This window comes from Methylophaga thalassica (assembly GCF_030159795.1).
In the GTDB taxonomy this organism is placed as follows: domain Bacteria; phylum Pseudomonadota; class Gammaproteobacteria; order Nitrosococcales; family Methylophagaceae; genus Methylophaga; species Methylophaga thalassica.
In genome coordinates, this window is record NZ_BSND01000005.1 from 216,427 (window position 1) to 230,865 (window position 14,439).

General features: G+C 44.3%; 15 protein-coding genes. 7 read left to right on the forward strand and 8 right to left on the reverse strand.

All coding sequences use genetic code 11. The features are described 5' to 3' along the window. Window positions 1-4: 4 nt before the first annotated feature. The 8 genes from QQL60_RS08215 to QQL60_RS08250 all read right to left on the reverse strand — a co-directional run bounded on the left by QQL60_RS08215 (window position 5) and on the right by QQL60_RS08250 (window position 8,462). Window positions 5-1,153 (reverse strand): D-alanyl-D-alanine carboxypeptidase family protein, encoded by a 1,149-nt coding sequence (locus QQL60_RS08215; protein ID WP_284450680.1) that lies wholly within the window; start codon window positions 1,151-1,153, stop codon window positions 5-7. 24 nt (window positions 1,154-1,177) lie between these two features. Next, on the reverse strand, window positions 1,178-2,017 hold the full coding sequence (locus QQL60_RS08220; RefSeq protein WP_007146515.1) for a septal ring lytic transglycosylase RlpA family protein: 840 nt from the start codon (window positions 2,015-2,017) through the stop codon (window positions 1,178-1,180). Beyond that, window positions 2,014-2,991, reverse strand: a complete 978-nt coding sequence (gene mltB / locus QQL60_RS08225; RefSeq protein ID WP_284723020.1) for a lytic murein transglycosylase B — start codon at window positions 2,989-2,991, stop codon at window positions 2,014-2,016. The genes QQL60_RS08220 and mltB overlap by 4 nt, the downstream gene beginning before the upstream one ends. Further along, window positions 2,988-4,118, reverse strand: a complete 1,131-nt coding sequence (gene rodA / locus QQL60_RS08230) for a rod shape-determining protein RodA (RefSeq protein WP_284723021.1) — start codon at window positions 4,116-4,118, stop codon at window positions 2,988-2,990. The genes mltB and rodA overlap by 4 nt, the downstream gene beginning before the upstream one ends. Further along, window positions 4,111-5,964 carry a penicillin-binding protein 2 gene (gene mrdA / locus QQL60_RS08235; protein ID WP_284450677.1) on the reverse strand — a complete coding sequence of 618 codons (1,854 nt, stop codon included), beginning with the start codon at window positions 5,962-5,964 and terminating at the stop codon, window positions 4,111-4,113. Before mrdA ends, rodA begins: the two co-directional genes overlap by 8 nt. A gap of 7 nt (window positions 5,965-5,971) precedes the next feature. Then, window positions 5,972-6,451 carry a rod shape-determining protein MreD gene (gene mreD / locus QQL60_RS08240; RefSeq protein ID WP_284723022.1) on the reverse strand — a complete coding sequence of 160 codons (480 nt, stop codon included), beginning with the start codon at window positions 6,449-6,451 and terminating at the stop codon, window positions 5,972-5,974. Beyond that, window positions 6,435-7,337: a rod shape-determining protein MreC gene (mreC, locus tag QQL60_RS08245; protein ID WP_284723323.1), complete on the reverse strand. Its 903-nt coding sequence runs from the start codon at window positions 7,335-7,337 to the stop codon at window positions 6,435-6,437. Before mreC ends, mreD begins: the two co-directional genes overlap by 17 nt. A gap of 78 nt (window positions 7,338-7,415) precedes the next feature. Further along, entirely contained in the window at window positions 7,416-8,462 is a 1,047-nt protein-coding gene (locus tag QQL60_RS08250) for a rod shape-determining protein (protein WP_091715336.1), read from the reverse strand. A 121-nt stretch (window positions 8,463-8,583) separates the two neighbouring features. On the opposite strand from QQL60_RS08250, the gene gatC reads away from it, so the two are divergent. From gatC to QQL60_RS08285, 7 genes are all read left to right on the forward strand, one after another. Continuing rightward, on the forward strand, window positions 8,584-8,871 hold the full coding sequence (gatC, locus tag QQL60_RS08255; protein ID WP_273180059.1) for an Asp-tRNA(Asn)/Glu-tRNA(Gln) amidotransferase subunit GatC: 288 nt from the start codon (window positions 8,584-8,586) through the stop codon (window positions 8,869-8,871). Window positions 8,872-8,889: 18 nt separating this feature from the next. Then, a complete protein-coding gene (gene gatA / locus QQL60_RS08260; protein ID WP_284723023.1) occupies window positions 8,890-10,344 on the forward strand; it encodes an Asp-tRNA(Asn)/Glu-tRNA(Gln) amidotransferase subunit GatA in 1,455 nt (484 codons plus the stop codon). Window positions 10,345-10,445: 101 nt separating this feature from the next. Further along, entirely contained in the window at window positions 10,446-12,077 is a 1,632-nt protein-coding gene (locus QQL60_RS08265; protein ID WP_007146525.1) for an acetolactate synthase large subunit, read from the forward strand. A gap of 6 nt (window positions 12,078-12,083) precedes the next feature. Beyond that, a complete protein-coding gene (locus tag QQL60_RS08270; RefSeq protein WP_284723024.1) occupies window positions 12,084-12,581 on the forward strand; it encodes a TlpA family protein disulfide reductase in 498 nt (165 codons plus the stop codon). A gap of 125 nt (window positions 12,582-12,706) precedes the next feature. Further along, window positions 12,707-12,943, forward strand: coding sequence for a 50S ribosomal protein L28 (rpmB, locus tag QQL60_RS08275; RefSeq protein ID WP_007146527.1), 237 nt, complete (start codon window positions 12,707-12,709; stop codon window positions 12,941-12,943). A gap of 9 nt (window positions 12,944-12,952) precedes the next feature. After that, window positions 12,953-13,108: a 50S ribosomal protein L33 gene (rpmG, locus tag QQL60_RS08280; protein WP_007146528.1), complete on the forward strand. Its 156-nt coding sequence runs from the start codon at window positions 12,953-12,955 to the stop codon at window positions 13,106-13,108. Between the two features lie 101 nt (window positions 13,109-13,209). Continuing rightward, window positions 13,210-14,436 (forward strand): EAL and HDOD domain-containing protein, encoded by a 1,227-nt coding sequence (locus tag QQL60_RS08285; RefSeq protein ID WP_007146529.1) that lies wholly within the window; start codon window positions 13,210-13,212, stop codon window positions 14,434-14,436. The last annotated feature ends 3 nt before the right edge of the window (window positions 14,437-14,439 follow it).

Genomic DNA, 14,439 nt, shown 5'->3' on the forward strand with positions numbered 1-14,439 from the left:
ATGGTTAGCCCCAAATCCACAACATGATTTCATCAATCAGGCGACGCCACCAACTACCTTGTTCAACATCATTTAAGGCCACTAATGGTTGTTTTGCTACCACTTCATCACCAAGACGAATATCCACTTCGCCCAGGACTGTACCGGCTTTAACAGGGGCAATAACCGGTTGTTGAATATTGGTTGTCGCTTGTAACTGGTCATACTGACCACGTGGCACGGTGACAGATAACGGTTTAGCCAGACCGAGTGATAACTGATCCGTCGCGCCTTTCCATACTTTAGTATCAATAATGCCAGTATTGGCTTTATATAACTGATGTGTTTCAAAGAAACGGAAACCATAGTTCAGTAATTTTTGTGTTTCCTGTGCACGCGCGTTTTCACTGCGAGTGCCAAGTACCACAGAAATTAAACGCATATCTCCACGCTTTGCAGAGGCAGCGAGACAAAAACCTGCTTCTTCTGTATGACCCGTTTTTAAGCCATCTACGCTATTATCACGCCATAACAGCTTGTTACGGTTATGCTGAGTAATGCCGTTATAGGTATATTCTTTTTCTGAATACCATTCGTAATGTTCGGGGAAATCACGAATCAAAGCGGCTGATAAAATCGCAATATCATGAGCTGTTGTGTAGTGATCTGGGTCAGGCAAACCCGTGGCATTCATATAGTTGGTGTTGTACATGCCGAGCTGCTGAGCATACTGATTCATCATCTGTGCAAAGGTTTCTTCACTACCGGCAATATGTTCTGCTAAAGCAACAGCCGCATCATTACCTGACTGCACAATCATACCGCGCATTAACGATTCCAGACTGACCTTAGTATTAACCTCCATAAAGCTGCGTGAGCCCTGCATACGCCAGGCTTTCTCGCTAATCAGCACTTCATCATCCAGATGGATATTGCCCGCATGTAGTTCATGAGACACGACATAAGAAGTCATCAGTTTAGTGATACTTGCCGGTGGTAACTTCTCATCGGCATTTTCTTCAGCAAGAATTCGACCGCTATCGTAATCCATTAAAATATAGGATTTTGCCGCGACACTCGGCGCAGACGGCTGAGGTGTGATTGCACCTGCAAAAACTTGGGTAAAAGCAAATAAAAAGGACAGAAATAAAACAACTTTCGTGTTTTTCAGCATATTGAACTCTCTGAATCTAAATGTTTAATCGATAACGATGTGCGAATTGGGAAAGCCAAGACCAGCGACTTTCGTTGCAAGGCTATCACCTTGTTCAACGCTGCTTAATGGCCCTATACGCACACGATATAGGGTTCCCTGCGAACTTTTAAATGGTGTGATCGTAATCACACCTGTAATTTCATGCTGTAATTTCCGTTTAACTTGCTCAGCACGGCTAAGGCTACTGAAGGCCCCCACTTGCAGGAACATTTCTGCTGAGCTTATTGACTTTACCGAAGCAGTCACCTCAGATGCTGGCTCCTTTACTACTGGAGTCACCGTATTGGCTTTGCCCGGTGTTGTCAGTGCACGGATTTCCACAAGTCCAGTACCTTTCGCAATGATACCGAGTTTGGTCGCTGCACTATATGATAAATCAATCAGGCGGTTTTCGTGAAATGGACCACGATCATTGACCTTCACAATCGCTTTTTTACCATTTTCCAGATTAGTCACTTCGACATAGGTTGGCAACGGCAAAGTCTTATGCGCAGCCGTCATTTTGTACATATCGTAAATTTCACCACTCGATGTTCTGCGTCCATGGAATTTGGTGCCATACCACGAAGCAATACCTTTCTCATGGTAGCCTTCAGCACTGCTTAGGGTGTAATAATTTTTACCTAATACTTTGTACTGACGTGGATTACCATATTTACTTAAGGGTTCATTTTTAGGAACGGCATCAGGCACATTACTGAGATCCGGAACACGCGTCGGTGCACTATCCTGATCCTGTTTGACAACACCAACACCCCCACCGCAAGAAGTTAAAAAGCCGATCAGCAATAATATCGCTGACCGGTGTACCACTAACCTCATTTTGTATTATCCATTTTTTCTCGAATAGCTTGTGCTAATTGATACACAGCCATGGCATACATTCGGCTGTGATTGTAGCGAGTAATTGCATAAAAATTTTGACGTCCTAACCAATATTCTTCACCGTCTTGTTGAGTTAATCCAACGACGGATAACATGTCATCACCAGTTGGTACCTGTGACAATGAGAAGCCCGCTTCCTGAAGCTGTTGTCGTGTGAACGCTGGCTTAAGATCATTAGCTAACATCGCTTGTGAAAGCGGTTTACTGGCTTGAGTACGATGCACAATGGACTGACCGGACACCCAACCATGTAACTTCAAATAATTGGCAATACTGCCGATGGCATCTGTCGGATTCGTCCATATATCACGATGTCCATCACCATCAAAATCAACAGCATAGGCAAGGTAACTGCTTGGCATGAACTGTCCAAGTCCCATTGCACCGGCGTATGATCCTACAGGTTCAAGCTCAGATATTTTCTCTTCATGTGTCAAAACTAAAAACTTTTCCAGCTCACTACGGAAGAAAGGACTGCGTGGTGGGTAGCGAAAAGCCAAGGTCGATAAAGCATCAACTACTCTGTATCCGCCCATATGCTGGCCATAACGGGTTTCAACGCCTAATATCGCGATAATGATTTCTGCAGGCACGCCATATTGTTTTTCAGCCGCTTCCAGGGCTTCTTTATGTTGCTGCCAGAATTCATAGCCGCCATTAATACGCGAGTCAGTGATAAAAATATTCCGGTACTCATACCAAGGTTTACTTTTTTCAGCCGGTCTGGAAATAGCTTTAAGAATGGCATCCTTCACTTCGACCTGATCAAAGACATTTTCTAACTCAGCACGATCAAAACCGTGTTTGACGACCATCTCATCGATAAATTGCTCGACATCCGGCAATTGGTCATTGGCTTGCAAATTAAGACTGGCAAGCAGCAGCAAAGAACTGAATAGCTTTTTTTTCACGGTGACATCATCCTTCGGTGAGTATGAATAGACATCAGGATACCGAAGCCTGCCAGCAGGGTCACCATAGACGTTCCCCCATAACTGATTAAGGGCAACGGCACCCCTACAACGGGTAACAATCCTGTTACCATCCCAACATTAACGAACACATAGACAAGGAAAGTAATAGAAATACTTCCTGCTAATAATCTGGCGAAGCTGCTTTGAGCCTGGCTGGCAATATACAGTCCTCTGCTGGCAACCAATAAATAAATGAATAATAAAATGGCCACCCCTACCAGGCCGAACTCTTCTGAGATGACAGCAAAGATGAAGTCGGTAGATCGTTCAGGCAAAAATTCCAGATGCGATTGTGTTCCCTGCAACCAGCCCTGACCAAATAAACCACCTGAACCAATCGCAATTTTTGACTGAATAATATGATAGCCAGCGCCAAGAGGATCATTTTCCGGATTTAAAAAAGTCAGAACACGACGCCGCTGATAATCGTGCATGAAATACCATAAAACCGGCGCAGCTGATGCACAAGCCACTAAAAAACTAATGATAATCTTCCAGCTGATTCCAGCCAGAAACAACACAATCAGTCCCGAACTGGCAATCAGAATAGCTGTCCCCAAATCAGGCTGCTTGGCAATTAAGAATGACGGTAAACCGATCAGTATCAAGCCAGAAAGAATGCGCCAGGCTGATGGCGGCAAAGGCCGTTCGGCAATATAGGCTGCTATTAAAATAGGTACCGCTAATTTGATAATTTCAGAAGGCTGAAAACGGAAAAATCCCAGATTAAGCCAACGTTGAGCACCTTTACCTTCATGACCGAATAGTAAAACCGCAATCAATAAAATCAAGCCAAATCCATACAGCCAATAGGCATTATCGCGCAGCCGATCCGGATCAATCTGCGCAATCACAATCATCACTGTTAGGGCCATACCTATCCTGACTAGCTGCCGTAGAATAATGCCAAAGTCCTGGCCTCCGGCACTAAACAACATCATCAAACCAGCCCCTATCAACACCAGCAGCCCAAGAGATAATAATGGATCGATATGAAAGCGTCTCAGCATCGAAGACAGTTGCCACTGATGTGATTTTCTTCTGTCTGTTAGCAGGCTACTCATCGACTTTAAGTCCAAAATATTGTTGAATTAATTTTCTGGCAATCGGTGCAGCCACTTTACTACCACTACCACCATTTTCGACTACAACAGCGACCGCAAACTCGGGTTTATCTGCAGGTGCGAAGGCAATAAATAAGGCGTGATCATGCAGCTTTCGCTCCAACGTTTCAGCATCGTATTCTTCATCTTGGGCAATACCGAACACTTGAGCGGTACCCGTTTTGCCAGCCACTTTGAACGGCATATCTTTTCCTACCGATCTGGCTGTGCCCCGCGCGCCATGAATCACTTCTACCATTGCCTGCACCACATTTTCCCAGTTCTGACTATTTTGCATCGGCAAATTGTTCATGATCTCGCTATTTCTGAGATTCATATCTGTTTGCCCAGCAGGACGGGTTGCTCTGACTACCTGTGGCTGCATCGAAATACCACGCATAGCGAGTGTCGCAGTAGCATGAGCCAATTGTACGGGGGTGGTTTGATTAAAGCCTTGTCCAATACCTGAAATCAAGGTTTCCCCAGGGAACCAGGCTTGGTTACGACTGGCTCGTTTCCACTCACTGGAAGGTGACAAGCCTTCACTTTCATTAGGCAAATCAATCCCACTGCGATGCCCAAAGCCAAAATAGTCTAAAAAGTTGTGTAAGCGATCAATGCCTAATGTATGCGCCAGATCATAAAAATAGACATCACAGGACTGAGCAACAGCATCCTTCATATCCACCATGCCATGGCCATAACTCTTCCAACAGCGATAGCGATGGCTACTGCCAGGTAAGCTATACCAGCCTGGACAATAGGTTTTGGAATGCTCATCCACAACGCCAAGTTCCAAGCCAGCAAGCGCAACAAATGGTTTCAGTGTTGAACCAGGGGGATAATGTCCACGAAGTGCCCTGTCGAATAAAGGACGGTCAGGCGAATCTCTCAATTCCCCATATTCCTTGCTACTGATACCTGAAACAAACGAATTTGGATTATAGTCAGGCTTGCTGACCAACGCTAAAACCCCACCATTTCGCGGATCAATAGCGACAATGGAGCCGTTGTAATCCCCCAGAGAATCAGCAGCCACTCGCTGCAAATTAATATCTAAATTCAGAAATAAATCATCACCCGATTGCGAAGGTACCGACATTAATTCTCGAACAATTCGCCCCTGCACATTCGTTTCAACTTGACGATAACCAACGCTGCCATGCAAGGTATCTTCGTATTGTTTCTCAATACCTGTCTTACCTATTTGAGAAGTACCTTTGTAATCTTTCTGATCAATGAGTTCCATATCACGTTCATTGATACGGCCCACATAACCAACAGCATGAGCAAACAGATTATTTTGCGGATAGTGACGAATCAACCGGCCTTCGATGTCCACACCGGGAAATCGATAACGGTTAGCAGAAAATCTAGCGACTTCCTCTTCCGTCAATCGCTGCCTAATAACCACATGATGAAAACGACGTTGACGTTTCATCCGGTCTTTAAAGGCATCGATATCCTCGTCAGATAAAGCCAAGAGCTGACTTAACTCTCTCAGTGTCTGGTCAATATCAGGGACTTTTTCCGGCACCATTTCCAGGCTGAACGTTGGAATATTCTCGGCAAGCAGAACACCGTTACGATCATAAATCAGTCCCCGCTGTGGTGGCAGCGGTTCGATATCAACACGATTGCGGTTTGATAGAGAGTCAAAGTGTTCATATTCAAACACTTGCAGATAGACTAAACGGAAGATAACAATGCCAAAAATAATGACCGAGAGTAGGCCGGAAAATAATAAACGTCCGTTTACCAGGCGACTTTCACGAAAATGATCTTTAAGGGTGAACTTTGATGCCATATCAAGTTCACGTCACCTGAAATGTGCGACGAATTTTACGTAACACCGCATACATTAATGGCCACAGAAGTGTACTGGTTAACACTGGCATCCAGCTTTCCCAACGTAATGTTGCCCGCGCTACCGCCACATCAATAAATTCGACCAAAAATACAACTGACAGAATGGTTAATGCCTGTTGCCATAGCGGATACTGACGTAATTGAAGATGAAAACGGGCAATTAAATAGATGGCCAATGCATAACTAAAAGCCATCACGCCTAATATGCCGCCCATGGTCACATCCATTATGAATCCTGTACACCAGGCAACACCGATACTGACACGATGAGGTAAAGCCATTGCCCAGTAAATTAATGTCATGACGACCCATTCCGGACGAAAAAAACGCGCATAATCAGGTAATGGCATAAGCATCATCAAAATGGCAATAATGAGTGTAATAACGATCACAAAGCCGTTACGCGTTTTAATTGTCGTCGCCATGCTCTATCTCCGCTTTTGACGACTCAATATCAGCTTGTATAGCTGGTAAACGCTCTGTTTGAATTTTTTCACCTGGCAGCACCAACATTACCTCACGACTGGTCGACAGCTTCGCCGCGGGTTCAACTTTAATATCCGCAAAAGGTTTACCCTGGGGAAATTCGACTGACACCACTTTACCCACTGGATAACCGACCGGAAAGCGTCCACCCAGGCCAGATGTCACTAATAAATCACCTTCACGGACATCCGCATTGTGAGGCAAAAAGTCCATCTGCAGATATTCACCTAATCCACGTCCTGTTACAACAGCTCGCAGACCATTACGGTTAATCTGTACCGGAATACTATGGCTGGGATCAGTTAACAGCACCACCCGGCTCGACACTTCTGATGTTTCCGTCACCTGTCCCATCACGCCCGTGGCATCTAATACCGGTTGGCCAATATAGACACCATAATTCCTACCCTTATCAATCACCACCTGTTGAGAAAAGGGATCGAGGTCAATCGTCAACAATTCAGCAACCTGAACTCTTTCTTGTAGACGAAATGAAGAGCCTAATAACTCTTTCAATCGCATATTTTCTCGTTCTAAGGACTGTAGTTTCTGTAAGCGAATACTCTGCAACATATTATTCGCTTCCATCACGGTAATTTTTTCACGCAGTTGCTTACGATCCTGAAAAAAGTCATTAACCCAATCCGTTAAATCTGTGGGTAAGGATGCAGCCGCCTGCATTGGATAAACAGCCGTCGACAAAGCCGAACGTACTGGCTTGAAATAATCCAGACGCGTGTCGAGAAAAAACACCAGAATTGATGCGATAACTGCCAGCATCATCCGGGTATTTAAAGAAGGTGTATGGGCGAATAAAGGTTTAATAACTCAAAGTCCAAAAACTAAAAGACCTTCGCAAATGGGTAACACTTGCAAAGGTCTTACTACTCAATCTAGTCACAATTACTCAAAGGTAAATACGTCAGTACCTTTTTCATCAATCATCTCAAGTGCACGACCACCACCACGAGCGACACAAGTAAGTGGATCTTCTGCAATTATCGCTGGCAAACCAGTTTCTTCAATAAGCAGTCTGTCTAAGTCGCGTAATAATGCACCACCACCGGTTAACACGATACCACGCTCAGCGACATCAGCACCTAATTCTGGTGGCGTTTGTTCAAGTGCTGTCTTAACGGCTGCGACAATACCAGAAAGCGGATCTTGTAAGGCTTCCAGAATTTCATTGCTATTCAATGTGAAGCTGCGTGGAACACCTTCGGCCAAATTCCGACCACGTACTTCCATTTCACGAACTTCATTACCTGGATAGGCTGAACCAATTTCTTTTTTGATTTTTTCTGCGGTGGATTCACCAATGAGCGTGCCGTAATTACGACGAACGTAATTAACAATGGCCTCATCAAATAAATCACCACCGATACGTACTGAAGCAGAATAGACGATACCGTTTAATGAGATAACCGCGACTTCTGTGGTACCACCACCGATGTCTAATACCATCGAACCACTAGCTTCATCTACCGGCATGCCCGCACCAATCGCTGCGGCCATCGGTTCTTCAATCAAAAATACATCTCGTGCCCCTGCACCTGCGGCAGATTCACGAATTGCGCGACGCTCAACCTGAGTTGAACCACAGGGTACGCAGACTAAAACGCGCGGACTTGGTTTTAAGAAGCGTCCTTCATGCACTTTACGAATAAAATGCTGCAACATTTTTTCCGTTACGGTGAAATCAGCGATAACACCATCTTTTAATGGCCTGATGGCAGTGATATTGCCCGGCGTTCGTCCCAGCATGCGCTTGGCTTCGACACCGACCGCAGCTATAGAACGAGGGCCTCCCGGACCTTTATCCTGACGAATAGCAACAACTGAAGGTTCGTCTAGTACGATACCTTTGCCGCGCACATAAATCAGCGTATTCGCTGTTCCAAGATCGATCGACAGATCGTTGGAGAAAATTCCACGTAAACGTTCAAACATTGAAGAAACCACACCTGAAAGGGGTAAAATAGATACTTTAGCAATGCTCTGGGCTGTTGGGCAAGCAACTAATCATTTAAACTTACTGCTTTGTTGAAGCAATTAACCTTTGGAACTGTCGATGAGTTTAGATAAACACGATGTAGAAAAAATCGCGCACCTCGCACGCCTGTCGATACAGGAAGATGACATCCCTCATTATGCACGGGATTTAAATAATATTCTCAATTTAGTTGACCAGTTGAGCGCAGCTGACACAAACGACATACTTCCTATGGCCCATCCTCTTGATGCACATCAACGCTTACGGCCTGATGCTGTTACTGAAGTCAATCAGCGTGAAGCATTTCAGGCGATTGCTCCTAAAACTGAAGCCGGTGTCTATCTGGTTCCTAAAGTCATCGAATAAAGCAACACAGGCAAACACATGCATAACAAATCACTTTCAGAATTATCGGCAGCCCTGCACAACAGTGAAATAAGCAGTGTTGAACTTACTCAGCATTACCTGAACCGTATCAATCAACACAACGGTACCTTAAATGCTTTCATCACGGTCACCGAAGAACGCGCATTAGAACAAGCAAAAGCGGCAGATAAATTACTGGCAGAAAAAAAAGCTGGCGCGCTAACCGGGATTCCGCTCGCTCATAAAGATATTTTCTGCACAAAAGGTATCCGCACCAGCTGTGGTTCCAAAATGCTGGATAAATTTATTGCGCCTTATGATGCCACCGTCGTTGAAAAGATTGATCAGGCAGGTATGGTCACCCTGGGTAAAACCAATATGGACGAATTTGCTATGGGTTCATCTAATGAAACAAGTTGGTACGGCCCAGTAAAAAACCCATGGGATACTGACCGTGTGCCTGGTGGTTCATCAGGCGGCTCAGCAGCAGCCATGGCAGCGCGTTTAGCGCCTATTGCCACAGGCACTGATACAGGTGGCTCCATCCGTCAGCCCTCTTCTTTATGTAATCTTACTGGTCTGAAACCCACCTATGGACGTATTTCTCGCTACGGCATGATTGCCTTTGCTTCCAGTTTGGATCAAGCTGGGCCGATGGCTAACAGTGCTGAAGACGCGGCTTGGTTAATGAACGTTATGTCAGGATTTGATGAGAAAGATTCGACCAGTGTGGATCGTGATGTACCTGATTACACGGCCAGTTTGAATGATTCACTGGAAGGCCTGACCATTGGCCTGCCTAAAGAATATTTTGGCGAAGGTCTTGATCCTCGTGTTGCGGCTACAGTGGAAGCGGCCATTAAAACGTATGAAAAAATGGGCGCAACATTAAAAGAAATTACCTTACCGAATACCGGTTTGGCTGTGCCGACATACTATGTGGTTGCCCCTGCGGAGTGTTCATCAAATCTGTCCCGAATGGATGGTGTACGTTTCGGTCACCGTGCCGAAGATCCGAAAGACTTAATGGATCTTTACACCCGTTCACGTGGCGAAGGCTTTGGTGAAGAAGTCAAACGTCGCATTATGATTGGTACTTATGCCTTATCGGCTGGTTACTACGATGCTTATTACCTAAAAGCACAGCAATGTCGTCGTCTTATCAGTAATGATTTCCAGGAAGCATTTAAAGAAGTCGATGTGATTATGGGACCGACAGCCACCAACCCCGCATTCCGTTTTGGTGAAAAAACCGATGATCCGGTTGCCATGTATCTGGAAGATATTTATACCATCAATACCAATCTGGCTGGCTTACCCGGTATGTCTATTCCAGCCGGTTTTGTTAATAATTTACCCGTCGGTTTACAAATTATTGGTAACTATTTTGATGAGGCAAGATTATTAAATATCGGTCATCGTTACCAACAAGAAACAGATTGGCATCAACGTATACCGGAAACGTTTAAATAAGAAATTAAAGGGGCTCATCGCCCCTTTTTTCTACGCCTAAGCCATGTCTATTTCTGTTATTCTTGCTTGAATAATCAATCTGGGTATGAGGAAACCGCTCAATGAAGGCAGCAGAGCTATTTGTCAAAGCACTTGAGAATGAAGGTGTTGAATATATTTTTGGCATTCCGGGAGAAGAAAACCTGGACGTGATGGATGCCTTGCTGGATTCACATATCCAATTTATTACAACTCGTCATGAGCAAGGAGCTGCTTTTATGGCGGATGTTTATGGTCGGCTTACCGGGCGTGCTGGCGTCTGTATTGCTACCTTGGGTCCGGGAGCTACCAATCTGATCACTGGGGTTGCGGATGCAAATATGGATCACGCACCGTTAATTGCTATTGCTGGTCAGGCATCCACTCACCGCCTGCACAAAGAATCTCATCAAGTACTAGATCTGGAAGCGATGTTTCGGCCGATTACTAAATACGCCTCGCGTATTGTCAGCCCAGAAGTTATTCCAGAAGTGGTTCGAAAAGCATTTAAAGTCGCCCAGACAGAAAAAACCGGAGCCTGCTTTATTGAGTTTCCGGAAAATATTGCTGAAATGGAGATTGACGATGTTCCATTACGGGTCAAAAATGCCTCCGCTCCGGAACCTGCTGCAGAAGAAATTGAACGTGCGGCAGAAGTGATTTCTAATGCAAAAAGCCCGATCATTCTCGCTGGTAATGGTGTGATCCGTGCCGATGCCTGTAATGAACTGGCCGAATTTTCAGAGAAATTGGGCATTCCTATCGCCAATACCTTTATGGCGAAAGGGGTTGTTCCTTTTCGTCACCCAATGGCATTAGGTAGTGTTGGTCTGCAATCTAATGATTATGCTAACTGTGGTTTTGCTAATGCTGATGTCATTATCTGTATTGGTTACGATATTGTGGAATACCACCCTTATCTATGGCATCCATCACGTGACAGAACCATCATCCATATCGACACAACACATGCAGAAGTCGATGCACACTACAGTATCAGTTTGGCGGTTGTTGGTAATATTCGCCACAGTCTCAACCGAGTGGCTGCACTAACGACACCGCATCAGGGCAAGGCTATGCGTACCCTGCGTGACAGCCTGATCACTGAGATGAATATTCACCGTGACGATATTGAGTTTCCGGTTAAACCACAAAAAATTATCTGGGATCTACGTACCGCGATGGATTTGCAGGATATTGTGATCTGTGATGTCGGTGCCCATAAAATGTGGATGTCTCGGATGTTCCGCTGTGAATATCCTAACACCTGCATCATATCCAATGGATTTGCCAGCATGGGTATTGCCGTACCGGGGGCGATTGCTGCTAAGTTAGCCAATCCACAACGCAAAGTTGTAGCCGTCACTGGTGACGCTGGCTTTTTGATGAACTCACAAGAAATCGAAACAGCCATGCGACTGAATATCGCCATTGTTATTCTGGTATGGAACGATGCCAGTTATGGCCTGATTGAGTGGAAACAACAAAATCAATTTGGCCGGACCAGTCATGTACAATTCACCAACCCAGATTTTGTTCAATACGCGCAATCTTTTGGTGCGTTTGGTGTCAGAGTTGAGAAGACAGAGCAATTAATGCCCATTCTAAAAGAAGCCTTAGACAGAAATACCGTGACAGTTATTGATTGCCCGGTTGATTATCGAGAGAACCTCAAACTAACAGAAGCATTAGGCCAACTAACCTTAACGATTTAATTTCACATGACACAGTTTATAAAACCCGCCATTGGCGTCATCGTTCTTGCGATAGTCGCAGTACTTATTTTTAATGTCGTCCAGACAAAACAAGGACTACCTGAACAAACCTTTACGGATCTGGATGGAAAGACACATTCATTTGAGGATTTTAAAGGGAAACCATTATTAGTTATTTTCTGGGCGACGGATTGTCCTGCCTGTGTCCAGGAGCTACCCGAACTCAAAGCGGTTTATAAAGAGTACGCGCCTAAAGGCTTAGGTGTTGTCAGTATTGCGTTAGCACACGATAAACCTGAACATTTACTGGCAATGCGGCTTGAAAAACAGATCCCCTATCTGATTAGCTGGGATAAAACGGGTGAACTGGCAGATGCGTTTAACAATGTGCGGGTTACCCCTACTCACTTTTTATACTCCGCTGATGGTGATGTTGTTATGCGCAAAATCGGTAGTGTGTCAAAAGAAATGCTCAGCGAGAAACTCAGCAGTATGGGGCTGTAGCAAATTCTAATACATTTACACTACACTTCTATAGTCTTATATGGTATAAAGTACGGCTTTGTAAATGCAGGCAGGGACCAAAATCGGCGCCCTGTGGTAAAAGTGTATCAGGAGCAGGTTTTAAAATGGCCAGAGTATGTCAGGTAACGGGCAAGCGCCCTATGAGCGGTAACAATGTTTCACACGCTCATAACAAAACAAAACGTCGTTTCTTACCCAACCTTCACTCACACCGTTTTTGGGTTGAGTCTGAAAATCGCTGGGTTAAGCTGCGTGTCAGCAACCATGGTCTGCGCATCATCGATAAGAGAGGGATTGATTCCGTCCTTACTGACATCCGCGCCCGTGGCGAAAAAATTTAGGAGTAAGACATGCGCGATAAAATTAAATTAGTCTCATCTGCTGGTACTGGTCACTACTACACCACAGACAAAAACAAACGTACTATGCCTGAAAAACTAGAGATCAAAAAGTTTGATCCTGTTGTGCGTAAACACGTTATGTATAAAGAAGCTAAAATTAAATAATATTGCCCACAATATTATTTTAGAAAAACCCGCCTTCGCGGGTTTTTTTATGTCTGAAATCACACTATTATGCTCGTTTGTTTATTATTAAGTTCTGATACATGAGTGACGACGCTGATTTATCTTCTATCATTATCGCTAGGCAGCCTATATTTGATCGTCACTATAATACTTATGCTTATGAACTGTTATTCCGTAATAACCAAACATCACAATCAGCTGATTTAGATTATTACTCTGGCGATATCGCCACCACACGTGTTATCAATTACAGCTTTCTTGAACTGGGTATAGAGCGCGTTATCGGCAATCACCTGGCTTTCGTCAACTTGACCCGGAATTTTATACTAAGTGATGACCCAATACCTTTTGGTGGTGAGCGTGTTGTCCTGGAAGTGTTGGAGAATATTGAGGTTGATGAAGAACTGATTAATGCGGTTAAAAAACTAGCATTGAGTGGTTATCACATCGCACTTGATGATTTTATTTTCCATGAATCATTACGGCCACTTATTGAGCTAGCCTCCATCATCAAAGTCGATATACTTTCTTTATCAGAGTCGGAATTAAGGCATCATGTCGAGCGGCTTCGAGCGTTTCCAGTCAAGCTACTGGCAGAAAAAGTTGAAACCAAGGCTGAATTTGAACTGTGCATGGAATTGGGTTTTGACTATTTTCAGGGTTATTTTTTCTGTCGGCCTGAAATCATTAAAGATAATCCCATCCCTGATAATAAGATTAAACTGCTCGAGTTATTAGGTAAACTACAAGATCCGGATATTGAATTTAAAACGATAGAAGCAATCATTCGTCAGGATCCTGGTCTCAGTTTAAAGCTGTTACGTTTACTCAACTCAGCTGCGATAGGGTTTCCAAGACAGATAAACTCATTGCGTGAAGGCCTCGTTATTTTAGGTTTAAAAGCAATAAAAACCTGGACAACTTTGATTGTGATGAGTGAAATGAGTTCTGGACCGGCAGAACTAATTCATATGACATTGGTCAGAGCAAAAATGGCAGAAAAGATAGCAGCTCAATTTGGCTGCTCACCGGATAGTGGCTTTTTATTAGGCTTGTTTTCAACCATTGACACCATATTGTCAAAACCGATGGACGAAATTATTAAATCAATCCCACTCAGTAATGAATCGAGCCTTGCACTGATTAGTCGTGGTGGTATAAAAGGTCAACTATTAAACTGTGTTACTGATTATTGTGAAGGACATTGGAATAAGGTAGCCGATAGTACCGGACCATCACTGGAAGTGATGAGCAATGCCTATATTGAAGCCTGTCACTGGGCCACAATTACTCTCGATACGATTTAGTGT